A 21,636-nucleotide genomic window follows, 5' to 3' on the forward strand; every position below is an offset into this window, starting at 1 on the left:
ATCGACCATGGCAAATTCAAAAATTGCAGCTGGTATTAAGACGGACAAAAGTAAGGAAGAGAACAATGAACTCGTGTTTTCCTACCTGACACTCCGAAATCTGATTGGTTTCAGCGGAATTCTCCTTCCTTTGGTTTTAGCAATAGCGCCAAAAAGACCCTCCGATTATTACGGCATTGAACCCTCGATAAGCGATTACTTTTATACGGATCGCGGAGATATCCTTGTTGCGGTACTCTGCATTCTGGGTGCTTTTCTAATCACCTACAAAGGATACACCTGGAAAGAACAGTTATTAACTTTCATCGCTGGCATCTGCAGCATTGGTATCGCATTGGTACCCACAAAAATGAATTGCCTGGAATGCAAGCTGAGCATACATACTGGAAATGGCGGAATCTTTAGCTTTATGGCCGGAACAGCCTGGCATTTTTCATTTGCAGCAATATTCCTCCTATGCCTGGCCATCATGTCGCTGGTATTTTTCACTAAAGGCAGGGAGGAGGATTACTATCAGCAAGCCGGCGGTAATTTTACTCAAAAGGCAAAAAGAAATGTCGTTTATAAAGTATCCGGCTGGATCATTATCGGCTCCCTCCTCATCTTAGGTTTGTACTTTCTGATAAAGCCTGACCTTGGTCAAATCCCTATAGTATTTGCTTTTGAAGCTTTAGCGGTCGTAGCATTTGGCTTTTCATGGATTACAAAAGGACAAACGTTATGGCCGGATGGGGAGCATTACCTGACAAAAGGAATCCATAAGGTAAAAAAAATGCTCCAATCTCCCCCTGAGTACGGTTAAAGCATCACAGCGTTTCAGCATTAACTTTTACCCAGCCGAAACAATGATGCCCTAGAATATACCTTACCAGCGATTGCAATTATATGCAACATTGCTTATAATTGCATAAAGATTTTTAATTTACAATACAACATCTTTAACTCGAACCTTTCCAACTCCAAACTAATATTATACTCATTTTATGAAAAAAACCAAGATATTTCTCTGTGCCGCAACACTCCTCAGTGTAGTCCTGAGTTCCTGCAGCTCAACGAAACTGAAAGACAATGAACTCTCCAAGGAAGAGAAAGCGCAAGGCTATGAACTGCTATTCGATGGTAAAACTTTAAATGGCTGGCATGTTTACAATCAGGGCAAAATTACCTCTTCCTGGGTGGCTCAGGATGGAGAATTAACCTGTCTACCTGGTACAGATGCCAGACATGGAGACCTTGTAACTGATCAGGAGTTTGACAATTATGAATTCCAATTCGATTGGAAAATCTCCAAAGAAGGAAACAGCGGAGTATTCATCAATGTGCTGGAACGGGAAGATATCCCTACTGCATGGACCTCAGGCCCGGAATACCAACTCCTCGACAAAGAGCATCAGGATTACCACAAGGAAATGAAACGCCCAGGCTGTCTTTACAATTTCTCTGCCCAGTTGAACCCAGCAGAGGTTAAGCCCTCAAACGAATGGAACCATTCGGTGATCAGACAACAGGATGGAAAGATGGAATTTATGCTCAACGGTATCGCAACTGCAAAACAACACTTCAATACCCCTGAATGGAAAACAGCGGTTGCCAATAGCAGTTTCAAGCATTTTCCAGCATTCGGTACGCAAATCAAAGGTCGTATTGCCTTACAGGATTGGAATAAAGGTGTGTCCTTTAAAAACCTAAAAATAAGAAAGCTGGAAAAGACCGCAGCGCTATAAACCGGCGGCAGTAAAATAATCAGACAATCTTAAGGTTCTTAAAACGAAGCTCGTCTAGCTTAGGATCATCACTTGGGAGCTCAGTAACCAGCACATTAATTCGCTGCAAATCACAAACTATAAAAGGTTCGTTGACACCGATTTTTTTGCTGTTGCTGAGCACAACCACGGATTTTGAGCCTTTCAGCATGGCCTTCTTCACCGCACCATCCTCTCTTACTGCAGCGGTAATACCGAAATCCTTGGAAATGGCACAAGTGCCCATCAAGTAAAGATCGACAACAAACTCAGCGGCCTCTTCACAGGTTTTTGCCCCGATGTTTGTTTGTGTATCCCTGTCATAATTCCCACCTAGCACCATCACTTCGATATTCTTGAAGCGCCCTAACAAGGGAACCAGGGCTATATTATTGGTGATCACCCTCAACGAAGCATTCGTTGTCAAACATTCCGCAACCGCACAGACGGTGGTTCCACCATCCATAAATACAGTCATCCCCGCCTTAAGCAAAGGCTGAACCTTGAACGCGATGATCTCTTTTTCTGTAGCATGAAAATCAGTGCGGTCCTGAAAAGAAAGCGGATTCTTATCACGGGATATGGCTCCTCCCCTAACTTTAGACAAAAGACCATTCTCCTGCAGGTAGTCGATATCCCTTCGGATAGTGTCTTCAGAAACTGATAAGTCCATAGACATTCCGCTATAAGTAACCGCACCAGTGTGCTTCAAACTTGAGATTATATGCTCAAACCGTTTTTCTCTGATCATTTCGCGACAAATATAATTCTTTCCTCCCGATGCCTAAAATCCTTACCCTATTAGAGTGGATTTGTAAAAATGCAAGCTACGATGCCATTAAAATGATCCAATAGTGCTTTTTTTAGAAAAGACAGTCAGATCCATTATTTGCAAATTTGCATGATTTTGCATTAATTTACAACATGAATAGCAATCTGATGGTAAATGAAGCAAAAAAAGCAACACAATATATATTCCTGGTCTGCGGCTTTGCACTTTCCAGCTGGGCGCCCATGGTGCCTATCGTAAAAGAAAAACTGCAGCTCAATGATGGCAGCCTTGGCTTATTGCTCCTATTCTTTGGTGCTGGGGCGATCTCGATGATGCCAATCAGCGGATACCTCTCTAAACGTTATGGAACTCGCATTGTGATTTTGTTTTCAGGACTAATCGCTGCAATCTTCCTTCCCATCTTATTATTGATGCCAAATCCCTGGCTGATGGGAGCCGCCGTCTTTATTTTTGGAGGTGGAATTGGAGTGATTGATGTAGCCATGAACTCTCATGGCATCCATGTGCAGAACCGATATGGCCGCCCAATCATGTCCTCCCTCCATGGTCTTTTTAGTGTAGGTGGCTTATGTGGTGCCTTAGGACTAGGATTATTGATGAAAGCAGGACTCCATCCACTAACTGCTGCAATTTCGATTTCGACACTGCTCCTGTTCATTCTGGTATGGAAATTCAAATCATTGTTCTCCAAAGAACAGGAAATTGAGGAACCTGAACACCATACCCCAGAAGCACATCAAGCTAAAACGACAGCTGGCTGGTTCAGTGCAAGCATACTTTTTCTTGGCGCTGCATGTTTTGCCGTGTTTCTTTCCGAAGGGGCAATGCTGGATTGGGCTGCGCTTTTCTTAAAGGAAAACAGAGGGGTAACTGCAGAACTTGCCGGGGTTGGATATGCCACTTTTTCAATTGCAATGGCAGCCATGCGTCTTTTGGGAGATCGCATTGTAGAGCGATTTAGTGGGAAAACCGTAGTAGTTGCCGGTGGCCTTATCGCTGCACTGGGGATATTCCTTGCCGTATCAACGCCATGGATCCCAACCACACTGCTGGGATTTGTGCTCTTAGGCATAGGCGCTGCAAACCTAGTTCCTGTATTCTTTAGCGAGGGTGGAAAACTGAAAGGCATCCCAGCATCAGTGGCCATTCCTGCCATCAGCACGATGGGGTATGCAGGTCAGCTCGCCGGACCAGCATTGCTAGGATTTATCGCTTACCATTTCTCACTAACCATTGCGCTCACCTTCACAGGAGTTTTACTTTTAAGCGTTGCCCTGGCTTATGCATTCAGGAAAGCTAATGTGTAAAGGAGAAATACAGCATCCAGCAGATGGTCAACCTTAAGAAGGCATTCATTCCATCAGGCTGACAATCCAGATTTAATGCTAAAAAAGCCGTTCCTCTAATACGAGGAACGGCTTTTTTAGGAAACACATCAGTAGTACAAACCGCTGTTATAAAACTGGATTTTGTGTATAATCGCTCCAGAGCTGATCCACATTTTTACCTGTTTCTGATTGCCAGAAAGCACCATTGTTATAAGTATTCGTACGTGCTGCGGTATTCAATTTAACCATAAGTTTAGGGTTTCTGATCTCCAGCCAAACAAAGAAACGCGCTGTAATTCTGTAAGCGTCCGTGTAGTTTTGTCCAGCTTGATAATTAGGCAAGCTCCATTTAGCAGTAGCATTGCTGAGGCCAATACGGTTACGTTCATAATCTGCTAAACCTTCTGTAACCCAACCCGGAGCACCGCCAGAATATGCCTGTACAATGTGCATCATTTCATGAGTAGCTACATCTAAATCCAATGGGATAGCCTTAAAATATGCTGGGTCATAACGCACTACCCCACCACCATAAGTTGCGGCAACACCTTTATAATCAGGATCCATAATAAAGGTAATACTGGTCAACGCATTTGGATTGTAGGTATCCACGGATTTACCATAGTTCTTTTTGAAAGCATCAATCAGTCCTGCTTTCACTGAAGGCAATACATCGGTATTGCGGTCTACATAAGTAAGCGTGTATTTACCTTCTTTGATCGTTTCTACGGTCGCTGATGCTGGAGTTACGGTTTGTTCTTTTTCTGGAACCTCAAACAAACGCCATTCTGCAAGTTGAAACAAAACGTTTGCCCCTGTTCTGTTTTGAGAAGTCCCGCTAACATTCAAACGATAATGCTTATAGCCTTTCATATTTTTAAAGTTAAACCGCTTCGTCTGCGTTCTAAAACCAAAAGCTTCATATTGTCTTGTATCCAATTGAACCCAGGTTGTACCATCATTTGATGCCGTTATTTTCCAGTCGCGGGGATCTCTTTCCTGAGCATCATCTCCAGAAGTAAGAGTATATGCAGCAACCACTTGTTCTTTTGGAAAAGACAGCTGCATATAGGAGGCAGCATCAAAAGAATAAGTCAGGAATTTCGTCGTAGTGATATTGTCTACTAATTTCGAGGAACCTTCTTTTCCATTGGCACCTGAAGTATTCTCAGTACTTACCGTAAGTGTACCTGATGCAGTCAGGTCCTGCTCTTTAATTATTGAGGTAGGATCTGTGGTATTATTTTGTGCTCCCGTTCCTTTATTACAGGATGAATGCGCCACAAGCACGCAAAAAAGAGGGGCCATAAGGCATGAAAATTTTAACATATCAATAGTTTATTTGTGTGTGTTTATAGCATAGAAAAAGCAACCTTAAAAGATTGCCTTAGTTTATTAATAGGTAATACCTGGAAAATCAATTTTAGCTTTAACCAATTGAGCTTTCCAATCATTTCCTTTTTCATCTTTATCTCCAAAGGCGATCATCGCCTGGTTTTCAAGATTGGCTCCCGCCGCTCCGCTCCAGAAATGGACAAATTCACCGAAGTTCATTCTACGGTCGTACTCCATATATGGTTTCCCATTAACTACGATCTGGTGTTTTGGAAAATGCTCCGATAACTTGGTAAAAAAGGCATTTAATACGCGCGTTTTACCAAACTGATCATAAATCGGAAAGAACCAGTCTTTAAACCATTTTGTTCCGGTTCTAGGATAAGTATCAGTGGTGTTGATCATCAAGTTATACCAGCGTTTGGCATCATCAGTTCTGTTCAAGCCCAGATAAACATCATATTGATAGATTTCCATCCATTTACTATCATGCCAGATGTCCCATGCTGGTGAACCTTTCACCCCTTTTACGGCACCTTCAACAATATGTCCGATCTCATGCGTAGAAATGTCAATATCATTCTCTTTACCCGACATCCATGCATTGAAATCACCTGAACCACAATCGGTCACATTGCGATAATCATGACTGGCATCCATATAAGTGGAAGGATGACCGCCGCCATATTTTCCTGCATGATAAATCACAAACAAACGACCATCATCCCCAAAATTCCCATAAGTCTTTTTGGTATAATCCCAGGCCTCAGCCATGTATTGAAATGGCCAGGTAATGGTTCCTTTCACATCACCATCATAGTACACCGCCACATTGTTATCATAATACACCCGATTTACAACCTGAACATGATCAAACCAATGTTCTTTCCACGTTTTAGGTGGTGCACCTGGTGGATCCTGAACTTCTACAATTGGAGGGGCTGGTGGGATGGGTTTTATGATTTCTTTTTTGGAATTACATCCAACACTTAAACCGGCTAAAAAAATTACTGTATATACACTATTCTTCATAAAATTTAATTTAACAGGCAATAAATAACACCGGACGATCATGCCCCGCCCGATGTTATACTGCCCTTATTTACCAACCTGTGTTTTGTACAATTTGGGGTACCTTTTGTATTTCACCATTTGGGATAGGCCACAAATAATGTCTTTTTTGGAATACTCTGTTTTCTGTAGTCACCACCGTATAGAATGCTGGGCTATTCTTCGTAATGTCTAGTCCACGGATAATATTATCAGTAGTCTCCGCGATCTTCCATTCTCTGGTATAGAAGTAACGATCCAGTTCAAAAGCAAGTTCTACCCTTCTTTCTTTACCGATCGCAGCTCTCATATCAGCAGGTACAGGCAATCCGCCAGCACCATATTTTGGAATACCTGCACGTTCACGGATTCTGTTCAGGTAAAGTAACAGATCAGGATTGGTGGGATCTGACTCCTGCAATGCCTCTGCATAATCCAGGTAGATCTCTGCCAGACGGATCATCGAGAACAAAGTACGACTGGTGGTCCATCCTGCTACCGTTAGGTGTTTTCTAGAGGTATAACCTGTTTTGGTATAATCGGAATTCGCAATACCAGCTTTACCAGCATTCCCCGTATTGGTGAAATCGGTAATGATATTCGACTGTGGATTAATCCATTTACGCCCTGAATACGTGATATTCGCATAAAAACGAGGCTCCCGGTTCACGTACATATTACTGATCGAACGAACCGCATTCTGATCATTCGGATCTGGTGCCTGATAGTTAGAGAAACCAGTAGCACTATAACTTGGGTCGTTGTTAATAGACAATCCATTTACAGTAAAAAACGCATCCACCATTTGCTGAGAAACAGACAGGAATGAACCACCTTTATCACCTCCGGAAGCACCATTATGATTCGGCGCTAAAGAATATTGATAATTGGTTACATCTCCTGCTCTTCCAAAGATCATTTCAGAATTCCAGCCATTCAAGACTACATCTCTGGTAGCCAGGAAAGCCCTGTTGAATGCCGTGTTTGGAAGTCCGGTAGGCGTGCTGCTCACTGAATATAAACTGTAACCTGAGTAATTGGGATTGTTTAAAAACTCTCTGGCAGCGGTAGCCAGTCTTGTCCATTTCGCCGGACTGCTCGTCTGATTGATCAATTGTTTACCATCTTGGTTTTTAAGATTGGCATAATCAGTATTGCCGTTAAACAAAGGTCTTGCTGCACTAAGCAATGCTTTTATTTTATAAGCCTGAGCAACTGATCCATTAATATGTCCATAATCTTCAGATGACTGAGGAATAGGTGGAAGACCAGCAGTTGCTGCATCCAGCTCCGCCACAATATAATCGATGCATTCATCAAATGAACTACGGGGTTTACTGATCGCAGCTAATGGCGCATCAGAAGCAATAGGTTCATTACCCAATAAGACTACCGGACCGTATTGACGCACTAAATAATAGTAATAAATCGCCCTCAACGCTCTTGCCTCATTGTAATAACGGCCTACAAAATCAATCCCTCCAAGGTTACAGTCTGTACATCTGTTTACATTCGCCATGAAAGTACTGGCAGCCTGTATCCCCTTATAGAAATTCTGCCAATGGTAATTCACTTCTCCCCTGGTGGCATCCCATGCACCGGTATTCACGTTCTCTGAGAAATTGGCCAGGGTATAATCTGCTTCATCAGAAGCAGCTGTCCAGGGACCAATATTTCCTGACTGACTTGGAAAACGATCCGAATTCTGGCTAGGTATGGTTGAATATACGTTTGCCAGGGCTTGATCTACAGTAGCTTTCTTTTCAAAAGCCTGCGTAAAAGTCAATCGGTCGTCAGGTACCTGGTCTAAAAATTTCTTACAACCGTAATTTCCAGCAATGAACAGGAAGGCTGTGGTATATATAAATATTCTTTTCATTATGTTTAAAAATTAGCGGTGAAACCCAGGGAATAATTTGAAGTCAGCGGATAACGGGTACCATTACTGGTTAACAGTTCCGGATCCCATAGCTTAAACTTGCTGAAAGTATACATGTTATAACCCGTTGCATAAATCCTCAGACGTTTCACACCGATGGACTTAATTCCTTCTTTAAGTGTATAACCCAAATCAACATTTTTCAATCTCAGGAAGCTGACATCACGTTTCCACCAGGTACTTGACTGATAGTTATTGTTGTTGGTATTATAAGATAGTCTAGGGTAAGTGACATTCTGACTCGGGTTAGCTACCGTCCAGCGGTCTGTAGCCACAGCCAGCATATTTCCCTGTCCTCCAGAGTAAGCGAATGAAGGAATGTCAATTAAGATATCCGCATTGCTTTGTCCTTGGAAAAAGGCACCAAAATCAAAATTCTTATAGCTGACAGAGAAGCCAAAACCATAAGTGGTCGTTGGCATATCACCCCTACCAATGATGGACTTGTCGAAATCGTTGATTTCACCATCACCATTTAAATCCCTGTACTTAATATCACCTGGCATTAGCGTACCAAATTGCTTCGGACTAGCATCAATCTCTGCCTGGCTATCGAATAATTTCTCTGCAATAAATCCAAAACGAGTCGCAGCTAAGATATTATATCCTCTTTGCTCCATCCATGGATAAGCTTTAGGTGCCTGGTCATTTTCAATCACTTTATCCTTGTTGTAAGTATAATTCGCTCTGAAATTGATAGACAAATCCTGGCTGAACTGAGCATTGTACTCTATCGTACCATCAATACCTTTGTTTTTCACTTCACCAAGGTTACCTAGTGGTGTATTGGCAAGGCCGATATAATTTGGCACTACACCACGACTAATAAACGTCCCGGTTCTATGTTCTTTAAACACGTCAACAATCAGGGAAAGGTTGTTATTTAAGGTCTTCAACTCGAAACCTAAATCTTGCTTGCGCGTTTCTGCCCAGGTTACATCCACTCCGTAAGCAGTAATCCCTAAACCTCCAAAGCTGTTCTGGCCAGTCTGTCCAAAAGTATAACCCGGAATGTCTGTATTGCTGATCTTGGTTAGATAGAAGAAACGATCCGCTTCATTCTGTGCATAATTAGCCGTACTTCCTCCGGATCCCACGATACCATCAGAATAACGGAACTTCACCATCTGGAATGTGTTTTTTAACTTCTCAAAAAAGCGTTCATTAGACACCAACCATCCTACACCAAATGCAGGGAATGCGCCGTAACGCTTGCTTGGTGCAAAATTCTCTGAACCATTATAACCCAGGTTAAACTCTGCAAAATACTTGTTATCAAAAGCATAAGTAGCACGTGTAGCCACACCCTGTAACCTATAAGGTATAGAAAGTGTTAAATTACCCGCAAATGGGTTACTGTTGTCATTCTGATTATAAAGTACCAAACCACTTACGGCATGTTTACCAAAAGTACGGTTGTAATTGATCCCTACTTCGGCATATACCTTCTTGTCTCCACCATTACCATTGGCATAGTTTAAGAAATCCTGTCCTTGTAATACCAGTCCATATTTATAGCCTGAATTTGGATCGTTAGGAGTATTGTAAGGATCATTAGGATTAATCCTATATAAGGATTCTCTTCTTATTCTATTGATGCGGTTTTCATTTTTAACATCGAAAGAGAACATTCCAGTGATGGACAAACCAGGTGTAATCTCTTTTAAATCCTGTGTTAAACGAAGGTTGGAATACAGCTGAGTATCATATCCAATGCGGTATCCATTTCTGGTAATGTCACCATAAGGATTACGCTGATCCGCCTGCGGACTAATTCCAGGCAAGCTTCCGTTTGGATATAAGATTGGAAATGAAGTAGGATTGATCAGGAAAGCCTGACTAAAAATATCCTGTGCATTAAAGTTACTTGGGAAGTTGGTCTGGGATAAAACACCCTTAATCCCCAGATCCAATTTAGTAGTTCCGGTGATGTCCCAGTTTAAATTGGTACTCACATTAAAGCGGTCATAACTTTGGTTGATTTTCTTATTGTCTGCATCATTGGTTTTAAACAATCCGCTTTCACCATAATAGCCTAAAGACACATAGTATCTCGCATTGCTCACCCCACCAGATAAATTAGCAGTAGCCGTTCTGTTTTGTCCGAAATCATTATAAATGGCATCAAACCAATTTACATTTGGATATAAGATCGGATCTGAACCACTGGCTGTTTTTTGAATCGCATCTAAACTAAATGCAGGATTAAATGCTCCCGCAGCACCACCCCTCAGGTATTCAGTATATTTTGCCTCATTGGCCAGGTTCATATAATCGATACCATCAATCAGCTGTGGTTTACGGGTAAACTTGCTGATCCCCTGGTAAAAATCTACAGAGATCGTTGGTACACCAGTTTTACCTTGTTTGGTGTTGATCAGGATTACCCCGTTTGCCCCACGAATACCGTATACCGCAGTCGCCGCAGCATCTTTAAGCACGGTAAAGTTCTCTACGTCATAAACACTAATGTCATTCAGGTTTCTACCCGGAACACCATCAATGATAATCAAAGGACTTCTGTCTCCTGCCGATTGTGAAGTAATACCACGGATAAAAATATCTGAACCTGTAGCACCAGGCTCTCCGTTTCTGCTCACGTTAATCACCCCTGGAATACGCCCAGCCAACATCTGACTTAAGCTGGATACCGGTTGTTTTAAATCTTCTACGCTGACCGACGACTGTGCCCCTACCAGACTTTCTTTCTTCTGTGTACCAAAACCTACAATAGCGATCTCTTTCAGATCCTCACCACTTTTTGGTTTCATCTCAATCGTTAAAGTCGTTTGTTTTCCGACAGCAACTTCCTGAGTTTCATAACTTACATAACTTACAATTAAGACCGCATTTTCATTTGGTATTCCGATGCTAAAAGCACCATTCACATCTGCTGCTGCAGTAATCGTGGTACCTTTAACCCTGATCCCAGCTCCTGGTAATGGCAATCCTTTTTCATCCTTTATAATACCACGGATCGTAATGTCCGTGTTTGGCTGCGTTGTGGTGACAAAAGTAGCTGCTCTAATTGCAGATACCGATGCTGAGGCAGTGCTGCAGGTTCCTGCAGCCACAGAAAAGGCCAGCACCCGAAGGGCAATATCCCTCGATAGCAGCTCTCTTCCAATTAACATTCGTAATTTTTTTCTCATAATCAATTTGATTGTATCTAATTTGTTGGTTGTTTTTTTTGATCTGTTATTGTTGATCTTCAGGAACTTCAATTACTCTCCACTCACTCAGCTGAAATAAATCGCCGGAGCCTATGGAAGAAATACTAATGCGGTAATACTTATACGCATTCAGGTTTTTGAAACTAAAGAACCTGGTTTGTGTACGTCCGGCAAAGGCTTCATCTGTCCTGGTATCCAATACCGTCCAGGTGCTGCCGTCATTAGATCCGTTAAATGTCCAGTTCTTTGGATCTCTCAATGGGGCATCCCCTCCAGAGGTTAGTGAGTAAGAAGCCACTTGCTGAGCTTGGGGGAACTCCAGCTGCATGTAAAAACTAGGTGCATAAGAAAAAATTAAGAATTTGGTGCTGAGGTCGTCATCCACAACTTTCTTCGAGCCTTCGCCACTATCGATCCCATCTCTGTTCTCTATGTTTACACTCAGCTTACCTTTTGAGGTCACATCTACCTTCGCCTTCCAGGTAAATAGTTCGGTTTTTGGATAGTCCTGCTTTTCACAGCTGGAACATAATGCGGCGACTAGGAAAAGCACTGGTGATGCTTTCCTGGGCAATTTTAATAGGTCCATACAAATTTGGTTAATTGGTTTTTAGTTTGTTATTGAATTGGTCATTAATGCTTTCGTTTTCTTCTCCTGGATACTATTAAAAGGTTTTAGGAAAAACATTTCAATAAAAATAGGCTTTGCCACTTCTTGAAGTTGTTAAGGAAATCTTAATGAAATGTTAATGCTTATTTTAAAATCATTTGTTGTGATAAAACGATTATTTTAGCGTTAATGACCCTGAATAAAATACAAGCATCCCCTCGAACACACAAGATCATTGCGCTGATCAGTCTGGTTATCCTTTCTTATTTACAATTCAATCTGATATATACCACCTATAAATTAAAAGACAAACAATATATATTAAAGGAAAGCCGTTCTATCGAGAATAGCTACAAAGAAGTGGTTCGCAATGACAAGTTATATCCTGGGGGACAGAAAATTGTAGATTCCGTCATTTATAGGAATATGCAGGCGATGGAAGATACTTATTACCTTAATCCTGCTGCTTTTGAACGCCTTAAAGAAAGAGTTTGCGACAGTATCGTCCGGAATCTCCGCTTAAACAGCAACATGGACAGTGTTTTTACGGCGATTTTGACAAAGGATAGCCTGGATCGGGACCTTAAATATCTATTGGTCATGAATGACCTTGCCATCACCTTTAATGGTGTCAATTACATTTCATTGTACAAACCGGAAAAAGAAAAGCTTACTTATCTGGATCCAAACATTCAAAACAAGTACGGAATCGCCATAGATGGCAACCTCCAAAATCCTACAAACCAAAACCATACCGCGGGTTTGATGGTCAGCTCCCCAACTCCAAGAAGCTATTATATGGGTTTTGCAATCCATGTAGATTACGACAACAGGAAAATGATTATCCTGAAATCAATGTCCTTCACCCTATTGCTTTCCATCTCCTTTATTCTGCTGGTCATCAGCATCTATTACTTCACGTATAGAAATTGGCTCAGACAAAAGAAACTGGCAGATATGAAAACGGATTTTCTAAACAGCATTACTCATGAATTTAACACGCCTATTGCTACAATTTTAGTTGCCAACTCCAGCATCCAGAACAAGGAAATGATTACTGATCCTGCCAAGGTTTATCCACTCACAGAAGTCATCAAAAGGCAAACACAGCGGCTTCAAACCTTAATCAACCAGGCACTGGACATTAGCCAGATGAATAAAAATGAGATAGAAAAAGAACTTTATGACATGGCTTCTCTTCTAGAAGAACTCATCAACGACTATAAACTTAAAATCACCGAAAATGTAAATATCAGCTACAACTTTGAAGGCATTCATGCTTTGGTGTTATTGAACCGGTTTTTACTGACCACCATGCTTTATAATATTTTCGACAATGCACTGAAATATAACACGAAAGACGTTAAAGAAATTAAGCTGGAGCTGATCTCCCATGGCCAAAGTTTAACACTCTGCATCCGGGATAATGGAGTTGGCATGAATAAAAAGCTCATGAAATCTATATTCGATAAATTTTACCGTGGTAAAAATGTAGTAAAAACCCGGGGCTTAGGATTAGGTTTGTTTTATGTGAAACAAACTGTAGAAGCGCACCAATGGGAATTAAATTTAAGCAGTGAACCAGACCAGCACAGTACATTTTGTATTACTATGCCGATTGAAAAAGAGAAATAACCGCCTTACTTTTTTGAGAGTTCCGCAATGCTGAATATATAGCCCACACCATATACGTTCTGGATGCTCACCTCTGAAGAATGATTTAAAGCCTTACGTAATCTGGAAATGAATACATCCAGGCTCCTGCCCAGAAAATAATCATTCTCTCCCCAGAGCTCCAGCAGGATATCCGCCCTTTTTAAAATGCGGTTTTGATGCAAAAACATATATTCCAGCAGCTGGGCTTCACGAAGGGTTAAAGAAATCACGGAATGATTAGGTAAAAACAACTTCAACAAATCCTTTTTAAAAGTTAAATCTCCAATGGCCAGCTCAGTTTCGTTGATGATCGATACCTGCGCTTCATTCAGCTCAAGCGGTTCATTCCTTTTTAAAATGTTTTTGATCCTGAGCACCAGCTCATCAATATCAAAAGGTTTTACAATGTAATCGTCAGCACCAATTTTCAAACCCCGAAGCCGGTCATTCTTTTCATTCCTCGCCGTAACGAAAATAAAACTCTGATTTTTATTCAGTGATTTGATCTTTTCTACCAATTCAAAACCATCATAATCTGCCAGTTGAATGTCAAGGATCAGGATGTGAAATTTGGTGGTTTGGTAGATATTCAGCGCATCCTGGGCATTTAAACACCAGGTCACTTCAAATCCTACCAGCTCCAAATACTGCTTTACCACATTACCCAGATCCCTTTCATCTTCTACAAAAAGTACATGTTGTTTCATTGCTTCATAAGAATAAGATTAACTGACTTCAGTTCATAGCGGAACTACACAGAAGTAAACATATTCAAAAAAAACAATTCATTTACAGTCGATATAGATAAATTTTACATGAGCAATGGCATGAAATGAGAAAACTATTACGTTTTAGCACTCCAAACTAAATCCTTAAAACAGTTTTTAGGTCTTTTAAGGCTATCTATTTTAAGCTCAACATCTCAGCATCTTGTTTCAACAATTCAGCATTTTGTCTCAATCTCTAGGAGATACTAAAAGCAATGCTATATTTGATGAACGAGCCAAACTACATTGAGAATAACCACCTTCATTTTTTTGCTGCTATTCGCGAAAATATTACACGCGCAACCCTACTATTTTAAACACTATCAGGTAGAAAATGGGCTGTCCAACAACAGTGTATTTGCCGGTGTTCAAGATGATAAAGGATTTATGTGGTTTGGTACAAAGGATGGTTTAAACAGATTCGATGGCTATTCCTTCAAAACTTACCGCCATGATCCTACAGATCCAGCCAGCTTAGGAAACGACAAGATTTATTCCTTATTCAGCGATAAAGCTGTAGGTCTATGGGTGGGCACAGATCTCGGCCTATATAAATACAACCCGGAGAAGGAAACTTTCAGCGCTGTCAAAGAAACCCTTCATATTGGTATCCGCAGCATACATGTCGACAAAAAAGGCAACCTTTGGCTCCTTTCGAACAGCAAACCATATCGTTACAACCCAACAAAAAAAGAGCTTTCAGCCATCAAGGTAGCGGACTCATTTGAAGTTGGCTCTATTTACTGCCATTCGACGGAGAAATACTCATCACCAGTCCTGATGGCAGGATTGCGATATATGATGCCCAACGCAACTCTTTTAAAACCCGTTATCAAATGAATAAAAAAGGGGCTGTGAATATCGGCTGGATAACCGTATTTACAGAAACCAGCGACCATCAGCTGCTGCTGGGTTCCAGCAGTCAGGGAATCAAATTATTCAACCCCAAAACAAATGAGTTAAAAAACATCATTACCCAGAATAAAGACAAAACACACATTTATGTGAGGGATATGCAGGCCAGAAATGAAGATGAATTCTGGATCGGTACCGAATCCGGCTTATACATCTATAACCATAAAAATGGCCGCGTTATCCACCAGCAAAAGAAATACAGCAATCCATACACCCTTTCAGACAATGCCATTTACTCGGTATGCAAAGACAGAGATGGTGGCCTATGGATGGGCACCTATTTTGGTGGAACCAATTATTACGCCCCCTCTTCTTCCATCTTCAGCAAATATTTTCCCGAACAACAGCCAAACGCCATTAGCGGCAGCGACGTCCGCGAAATCTGTAAAGATAAAAATGGCAATTTCTGGATCGGCACCGAGGATGCCGGCCTGAATAAAATGGACCCTAAAACAGGCCGCTTTACCTCTTTTTTTCCTACCGGAAAAGAGAGCACCATTGCACATTCTAATATCCATGGCTTAGTAACCGATGGTGATCAATTATGGATCGGTACTTTTGAGCACGGCTTAGATGTGATGGACATCAATACCGGTATGGTCATTAAACATTACGTACCGGGGATAGGAAATTCTCTACGCTCTAGTTTTGTATTGAGCATGTTTAAAACTAAAGCTGGAGATATCCTCCTGGCCACAACTGTAGGGCTCTATAAATACAACCGCAAAAAAGATGATTTTGATGCCATACCGGATATCCCATTTTATTTCTTCAACAACATCATGGAAGACAGTGAAGGCAATATATGGGCTGGAACTTATGATAAAGGATTGCTGCGTTTCAGATTGGGAGAAAAAGGTTATACCAATTTTAAAAACGAATATGGCGATAAAAACAGCCTGAGCAACAACACCATCAACGGGATATTCGAAGACAGTAAAAAGAACATCTGGGTAGTCACCGATGGCGGCGGGTTGTCCTTGCTGGATAAGAAAAAATCAACCTTCAAATCTTACCAGACGAACGATGGGCTCCCAAGTAATTTCCTCTTCAGGATTCTGGAAGATCAGCACCATAAATTATGGATCAGCAGTACCCGCGGACTATTTCGCTTTGATCCACAAACCGCAGAAGTAAAAATATATACCAAAGCAGATGGCCTGCTGACCGACCAGTTTAATTACAACTCTTCCTTCAAAGATACAGAGGGCAGAATGTATTTTGGCAGCTTGAAAGGCATGGTGAGTTTCTTGCCAGACCAGCTCAACACTACCGCTAAAACAGCCCCTGTATTTCTAACCGGCTTCCAGATCGACAATACAGACCGTACGGATCCCAATGCAGATAAGATCCTGACCAAATCCGTTACTTACACCAACGAGATTACCCTGGAACACAACCAATCGTCTTTTAGCATAGACTTCGCCGCACTCAGCTATGCCTCGCCTGCCACCACAGAATATGCGTACAAGATGACTGGACTATACAATAGCTGGGAATATTTGAAAACCAACAGAAAGGTATATTTCACAAAGCTAGCCCCTGGAACCTATATATTTGAAGCCAAGGCAATGATTAACGGCAGTAAGGAATGGAGTAAAGACAACGTTAAATTACGCATCATTGTATTACTCCCATTCTGGAAAACCTCCTTAGCCTATGTCGGCTATTCGATTTTATTTCTGGGACTGCTCACCGCCATCATCCTCGAGTACCATAAGAGAACAGACCTTAAAAACAAAAGGCGCATGAAGCTTTTTGAACATCAAAAAGAAAAGGAAATCTACCAGGCCAAAATCGAATTCTTCACCAATGTAGCACATGAGATCCGTACCCCACTTACCTTGATCAAAGGGCCTATGGAAAAGATGATGAAACTTTCAAAAGAGGTGCCGGCCATTGAGAAGAACCTGAATACCATGAACCGAAATACCAACCGCTTACTGGAACTCACCAATCAGCTGCTGGACTTCAGAAAAACCGAGGTAAAGGGCTATTCCTTAAACTTTGTAAAAGTAGACATCTCAGAACTTATTGAAGCTATCAAGCTGCAGTTTCAGGATGCCGCTGAAAGTAAAAAGATCAGGTTTGAAACCTTGCTCCCTCCCTCCCATTTTTTTGCTTATGTGGATACAGAAGCATTGTACAAAATCATGAGTAACTTAGTGGACAATGCCTTGAAGTATGGAAAATCGAAAGTGAAAATCGTACTGGACATCAACCAGAAAGAAGACCAGTTCAGTATTCGCGTATATAGTGATGGACCTAAAATTTCGCCGGAGATCAAGAACAAAATCTTTGAACCTTTTTTCAGGGCCAGGGAAACAGAAATGCAAAGGGGAACAGGTATCGGACTGTCCATATCAAGATCGCTCGCAGAGCTGCATCAAGGGAGCTTGTACCTGGAAGAAAGTGGACCGGAGGGCAATGTATTTGTAGTAGTACTCCCCATTCATCAGGCAATGGGATTTAACTTAGACGGAAAATGGAAAAAGAGATAACCATCCTACTTATAGACGACAACGAAGAAATCTTAGAATTCATCGCAGATGATTTAAGCGAAAAATATCAAGTCCTGACTGCTATGAACGGCCTGGAAGCCCTTGCCATTCTGGAAACAGAAACCGTTCATCTGGTCGTTTCTGATGTCATGATGCCTGAAATGGATGGTTTTGAGTTCTGCAAAAAACTAAAATCCAGCATTGAATTCAGCCATATTCCTTTAATTCTGCTGACCGCAAAAGACACCCTGGATTCCAAAATACAAGGATTGGAACTGGGAGCCGATGTGTATGTAGAAAAACCATTCTCACCAGAATTCCTGCAAGTACAGATCTCCAGCCTGATCGCCAATAGAAATAAAATCAAAGCTTATTTTTCCAGTTCACCACTCTTACACCTGAAAGGAATTGCCCATTCCAAAGCGGATGAGCAATTCCTGGAAAAAATCCAATACATTATTGATAAAGACATCAGCAACCCTGAGCTGGATGTTGAACACCTGGCCAACCACATGAACATGAGCAGGCCCACCTTGTATAGGAAAATCAAATCTATTTCAAACCTCAGTCCCAATGAACTGATCAATATTTCTCGTCTAAAAAAAGGTGCAGAACTTCTCAAACAGAACGACTTGAAGATATATGAGATTTCCGAATTGGTTGGATACAGCTCTCAAACTCATTTTGGACGAGTTTTCTCCAAACAATTCGGAATGTCTCCTACAGAATATGCAAACCACAAACCATAAGTTGATGCCTATGTTAATAGCTGATTCTTTTATTTCCCTGCACTTAAAGAAAATGGTCGATCAGCTGCTGCAAGACCTCTGGTCAGCGATGGCTGATCTGACATTTCCAGCTTTAACACCCCACCATTCAGGAGGTCACTATGTCGGATATAATTAGCTGTATACGGCTTCCCGTTCAACGTGGCAGATTTGATATAGACATTTTTAGCGCTATTTTCCGGAGCCTCAATCACAAACTGCTTTCCATTTTCCAGGTTAATCGTCGTTTTCTTAAACATCGGACTGCCCATCACATACTGATCCGTACCAGGCGTCACGCTGTAAATCCCTAAAGCACTCAACACATACCAGGAAGAAGTCTGCCCTTGATCTTCATCTCCAGGATAGCCGTTTTCCGTCGCATCATAAAGTTTAGACATCACATTCCTCGCATGAAACTGCGATTTCCAGGGCTGTCCCGCATAATTATAAAGGTATACCATGTGCTGAATCGGCTGATTGCCGTGTGCATACTGCCCCATATTTGCCATCACCATTTCCGTCATCTCATGGATCATTCCAACATAAGTACCCACATTCACCGTATTTGGTTCAGAAAATACCGAGTCCAGTTTCGCCCTGAAATTCTGCTCACCTTCCATTAAATCAATCAAACCCTTCACATCCTGGAAGACAGACCACTGATAATGCCAGGCATTCCCTTCCGTGTAAGGTCCTCCCCATTCAAAAGGATCAAATTTCGGCGTCCATTGACCATTCGCATCTCTCCCTCTCATGAATTTAGTGGAAGGGTCATACACATTTTTATAGTTGTACATCTGTCTTTCAAAAATACCGGCGTAGAAATCGTTACCGGTCATTTTTGCCAAAGTCCAACCACAATAATCATCATAAGCATATTCCAATGTTTTTGCTGTGGCCTCCCTGTATTTAGGATAAGGCACATAACCCAGTTCGAAGTATTCTTTCCAGCCATCCCTGCCATTTGCAGGCCCCCATGGCCCTTTATTTGTCGATTCATGCAGGTAAGCCGCCAGGGCTTCTTTAGGATCAAATGTTCTGATCCCTTTTGCCCAGGCATCTGCCAGCAGCGAAATCGCGTGGTTACCGATCATACTGCCTGCCTCACTTGGAAAAGACCAGGAAGGAAGCCAGCCGCATTGCTTGTAGGCGTCAATTAAGGCCTGCATATAACGGCCATGCATTTCCGGATGCATTAAAGTATTTAAAGGAAATTGAGCGCGAAAAGTATCCCAGAAACCAGTATCAGTGAACATATAACCGGGATGTACTTTCCCATCATACGGACTAAAATAATAAGGGTTTCCATTGGCATCGATTTCATAAAACTTCCTGGAGAAAATACTCGCTCTAAAGAAACAAGAATAGAAAGTTGCTTTATCGGCTTCTGTTCCACCCTCCACCACTACTTTCGACAATGATTTGTTCCAGACCTCCGCAGCCTTGGCCTTGGTTACTTCCAGGTTTTTATCCGCGCCCAGCTCTCTGCTCAGGTTCAATTCTGCCTGCTCCATACTGATGTAAGAAGAAGCCGTTTTTACCTGTACTTTTAGCCCATCTTTGAACTGAACATAAGCCCCTTTACCTGAACCTTCAGCGATTTTCTCTCCAGCATTGATGGTGTTCTTTTTATTTTCCCAGGTGCCATAAGCTTTAAAAGGCTGGTCAAAATAGAGCACAAAAAAACTTTTGAAACCTTCCTTAAAACCCTCTCCATTGTTTATAAAACCAGTGATCTTGTGTTCCTCCGGATAGATTTTAACCCCGCTGATGCCCGTATACCCATCTAAAACCAGGAAGCTTTTCTTCCCTGAGGGATAGCTGAACCGCAGATGAGCACCACGCTCAGCAGGCGAAATCTCAGTAGTAATCTGGTTTTCGAACTTCACTTTATAATAATTGGGCTTCGCCACCTCATCATTGTGGCTGAACTTCGCTTCCCGATCATTTTCATCCAGCACCAAACGGTCTGTCATAGGCATCAAAGAAAACACCGCATAATCCCTGGACCAGGAACTGCATTGATGTGCCTGTTGAAATCCCCTGATCTTATCTCCAGGAACCTTTAACAATTGGGCTTCAATTTCCTGAGCAGGTGTGTGTACTGCCAGATCCGAGGAAGCAGCAAAAAGAATTTTCACCTGATGCTTCTTTTTATCATTGGATTTAACGCGGTAAGTCAGGTAAGAAACAGGTCTGGAGATCAAGTCCAGATTATCCATCAACAATGGAGAAGTAAAAGCAAGCTCTAAATCCACACCGCCGGCTTTAAATGAATAAGTAGTCTGGGTAGCTTTTACCATTCTGCTGGTCTGTGTGGCCAAGGCAATTTTAGGGTTATTTGCAGGATCATCTGTGGAGAGCCCAACATCCAGCCATTGTCCACCAGCTGTATTTTCAATGTGCACTGCCAAAACATTGTTTCCTTTTTTCAGGCTTTTCAGTGCAACTCCTTTTATAGGGACATATACATACTTACCTTCCGTGAAACCTGCTTTTTTAAAGACCTCCTGCCCGTTTAAATACACTTCCACATTGTCATCATGGTTGATTTTCAGGTATAATACTTTTGGAATCTCGGCACCAAGCTGAAAATCCCTGACTACCCAAAGGTGTTTGCTTTTCCATTCCGTTCCTGCCTCATGAGGACGGTCGCCAAAAGGCGCCGCACCTGATTTCCAGCTGGAAGCGTCAAAGTTAAGGTCATTCCAATTCGATTTTGGCGCAGTTTCCGTATAACGGAGGGTATAAGGCTTTTCATCTGCAGCGGCCAATATGGTTTTATAAGTCCTTTCCGCATGCCCCATGAAATTATAGGACTTTCCATCCACCTGAATCAGCCCGCTCAATGCTTGTTCCGCACCTGTCCAGTGTGAAGTTGCGGATTGGGTCAGCTGATCGGTAGTAGACCAGATACTGAAATAAGGATCGTGGGTAATTAAAGGATATGCCGGGGCCTTACTCTGCTGTGCCTGAGCAGATACCAGCGTAAGTCCTACCGTAATAAATGTTAAAATTTGACGAATCATATTAATGGGGAATCTTTTCAATTTGATT

The 21,636-nt window shown here is 41.8% G+C and carries 15 protein-coding genes; 7 read left to right on the forward strand and 8 right to left on the reverse strand.

All coding sequences use genetic code 11. The features are described from left to right. Window positions 1-7: 7 nt before the first annotated feature. On the forward strand, window positions 8-802 hold the full coding sequence (locus K7X70_RS19665) for a hypothetical protein (protein WP_222538674.1): 795 nt from the start codon (window positions 8-10) through the stop codon (window positions 800-802). 181 nt (window positions 803-983) lie between these two features. Continuing rightward, window positions 984-1,724 (forward strand): 3-keto-disaccharide hydrolase, encoded by a 741-nt coding sequence (locus tag K7X70_RS19670; protein ID WP_222538675.1) that lies wholly within the window; start codon window positions 984-986, stop codon window positions 1,722-1,724. Window positions 1,725-1,743: 19 nt separating this feature from the next. Here K7X70_RS19670 and K7X70_RS19675 read toward each other — a convergent pair whose 3' ends face one another. Beyond that, window positions 1,744-2,493, reverse strand: coding sequence for a DeoR/GlpR family DNA-binding transcription regulator (locus K7X70_RS19675; RefSeq protein ID WP_222538676.1), 750 nt, complete (start codon window positions 2,491-2,493; stop codon window positions 1,744-1,746). Between the two features lie 173 nt (window positions 2,494-2,666). On the opposite strand from K7X70_RS19675, the gene K7X70_RS19680 reads away from it, so the two are divergent. Next, on the forward strand, window positions 2,667-3,842 hold the full coding sequence (locus tag K7X70_RS19680) for an MFS transporter (protein WP_222538677.1): 1,176 nt from the start codon (window positions 2,667-2,669) through the stop codon (window positions 3,840-3,842). 147 nt (window positions 3,843-3,989) lie between these two features. Here K7X70_RS19680 and K7X70_RS19685 read toward each other — a convergent pair whose 3' ends face one another. From K7X70_RS19685 to K7X70_RS19705, 5 genes are all read right to left on the reverse strand, one after another. Continuing rightward, the gene (locus K7X70_RS19685; RefSeq protein ID WP_222538678.1) at window positions 3,990-5,171 is read right to left on the reverse strand and encodes a basic secretory protein-like protein; all 1,182 of its coding nucleotides are present in this window, start codon (window positions 5,169-5,171) and stop codon (window positions 3,990-3,992) included. An 87-nt stretch (window positions 5,172-5,258) separates the two neighbouring features. Beyond that, the gene (locus tag K7X70_RS19690; RefSeq protein WP_222538679.1) at window positions 5,259-6,230 is read right to left on the reverse strand and encodes a hypothetical protein; all 972 of its coding nucleotides are present in this window, start codon (window positions 6,228-6,230) and stop codon (window positions 5,259-5,261) included. Between the two features lie 70 nt (window positions 6,231-6,300). Then, on the reverse strand, window positions 6,301-8,127 hold the full coding sequence (locus K7X70_RS19695) for a RagB/SusD family nutrient uptake outer membrane protein (protein ID WP_222538680.1): 1,827 nt from the start codon (window positions 8,125-8,127) through the stop codon (window positions 6,301-6,303). A 5-nt stretch (window positions 8,128-8,132) separates the two neighbouring features. Next, window positions 8,133-11,339 (reverse strand): SusC/RagA family TonB-linked outer membrane protein, encoded by a 3,207-nt coding sequence (locus K7X70_RS19700; RefSeq protein ID WP_222538681.1) that lies wholly within the window; start codon window positions 11,337-11,339, stop codon window positions 8,133-8,135. 46 nt (window positions 11,340-11,385) lie between these two features. Beyond that, window positions 11,386-11,949 (reverse strand): discoidin/SUN/FTP domain-containing protein, encoded by a 564-nt coding sequence (locus tag K7X70_RS19705; RefSeq protein ID WP_222538682.1) that lies wholly within the window; start codon window positions 11,947-11,949, stop codon window positions 11,386-11,388. 210 nt (window positions 11,950-12,159) lie between these two features. On the opposite strand from K7X70_RS19705, the gene K7X70_RS19710 reads away from it, so the two are divergent. After that, window positions 12,160-13,605, forward strand: coding sequence for a sensor histidine kinase (locus tag K7X70_RS19710; RefSeq protein WP_222538683.1), 1,446 nt, complete (start codon window positions 12,160-12,162; stop codon window positions 13,603-13,605). Between the two features lie 5 nt (window positions 13,606-13,610). Here K7X70_RS19710 and K7X70_RS19715 read toward each other — a convergent pair whose 3' ends face one another. Further along, window positions 13,611-14,333 (reverse strand): response regulator transcription factor, encoded by a 723-nt coding sequence (locus tag K7X70_RS19715; RefSeq protein ID WP_222538684.1) that lies wholly within the window; start codon window positions 14,331-14,333, stop codon window positions 13,611-13,613. 306 nt (window positions 14,334-14,639) lie between these two features. Here K7X70_RS19715 and K7X70_RS19720 point away from each other — a divergent pair, with 306 nt between their 5' ends. The 3 genes from K7X70_RS19720 to K7X70_RS19730 are packed head-to-tail and all read left to right on the forward strand — an operon-like array spanning window position 14,640 to window position 18,558. Then, window positions 14,640-15,233 (forward strand): ligand-binding sensor domain-containing protein, encoded by a 594-nt coding sequence (locus K7X70_RS19720; protein WP_222538685.1) that lies wholly within the window; start codon window positions 14,640-14,642, stop codon window positions 15,231-15,233. Further along, complete coding sequence (locus K7X70_RS19725) at window positions 15,230-17,809, forward strand: ligand-binding sensor domain-containing protein (protein WP_222538686.1); 2,580 nt, start codon at window positions 15,230-15,232, stop codon at window positions 17,807-17,809. Before K7X70_RS19720 ends, K7X70_RS19725 begins: the two co-directional genes overlap by 4 nt. Further along, a complete protein-coding gene (locus K7X70_RS19730; protein ID WP_222538687.1) occupies window positions 17,794-18,558 on the forward strand; it encodes a response regulator transcription factor in 765 nt (254 codons plus the stop codon). The genes K7X70_RS19725 and K7X70_RS19730 overlap by 16 nt, the downstream gene beginning before the upstream one ends. 29 nt (window positions 18,559-18,587) lie before the next feature. Here K7X70_RS19730 and K7X70_RS19735 read toward each other — a convergent pair whose 3' ends face one another. Then, on the reverse strand, window positions 18,588-21,608 hold the full coding sequence (locus K7X70_RS19735) for a GH92 family glycosyl hydrolase (RefSeq protein ID WP_222538688.1): 3,021 nt from the start codon (window positions 21,606-21,608) through the stop codon (window positions 18,588-18,590). Between the last annotated feature and the right edge of the window lie 28 nt (window positions 21,609-21,636).

Source organism: Pedobacter polysacchareus (assembly GCF_019802255.1).
Lineage (GTDB): Bacteria > Bacteroidota > Bacteroidia > Sphingobacteriales > Sphingobacteriaceae > Pedobacter > Pedobacter polysacchareus.

Bases quoted from the DNA above. Each gene is read 5' to 3' on its own strand.
- K7X70_RS19665 (WP_222538674.1), top strand. From the start codon at position 8: ATGGCAAATTCAAAAATTGCAGCTGGTATTAAGACGGACAAAAGTAAG.
- K7X70_RS19670 (WP_222538675.1), top strand. From the start codon at position 984: ATGAAAAAAACCAAGATATTTCTCTGTGCCGCAACACTCCTCAGTGTA.
- K7X70_RS19675 (WP_222538676.1), bottom strand. From the start codon at position 2,493: ATGATCAGAGAAAAACGGTTTGAGCATATAATCTCAAGTTTGAAGCAC.
- K7X70_RS19680 (WP_222538677.1), top strand. From the start codon at position 2,667: ATGAATAGCAATCTGATGGTAAATGAAGCAAAAAAAGCAACACAATAT.
- K7X70_RS19685 (WP_222538678.1), bottom strand. From the start codon at position 5,171: ATGGCCCCTCTTTTTTGCGTGCTTGTGGCGCATTCATCCTGTAATAAA.
- K7X70_RS19690 (WP_222538679.1), bottom strand. From the start codon at position 6,230: ATGAAGAATAGTGTATATACAGTAATTTTTTTAGCCGGTTTAAGTGTT.
- K7X70_RS19695 (WP_222538680.1), bottom strand. From the start codon at position 8,127: ATGAAAAGAATATTTATATATACCACAGCCTTCCTGTTCATTGCTGGA.
- K7X70_RS19700 (WP_222538681.1), bottom strand. From the start codon at position 11,339: ATGAGAAAAAAATTACGAATGTTAATTGGAAGAGAGCTGCTATCGAGG.
- K7X70_RS19705 (WP_222538682.1), bottom strand. From the start codon at position 11,949: ATGGACCTATTAAAATTGCCCAGGAAAGCATCACCAGTGCTTTTCCTA.
- K7X70_RS19710 (WP_222538683.1), top strand. From the start codon at position 12,160: ATGACCCTGAATAAAATACAAGCATCCCCTCGAACACACAAGATCATT.
- K7X70_RS19715 (WP_222538684.1), bottom strand. From the start codon at position 14,333: ATGAAACAACATGTACTTTTTGTAGAAGATGAAAGGGATCTGGGTAAT.
- K7X70_RS19725 (WP_222538686.1), top strand. From the start codon at position 15,230: ATGAATAAAAAAGGGGCTGTGAATATCGGCTGGATAACCGTATTTACA.
- K7X70_RS19730 (WP_222538687.1), top strand. From the start codon at position 17,794: ATGGAAAAAGAGATAACCATCCTACTTATAGACGACAACGAAGAAATC.
- K7X70_RS19735 (WP_222538688.1), bottom strand. From the start codon at position 21,608: ATGATTCGTCAAATTTTAACATTTATTACGGTAGGACTTACGCTGGTA.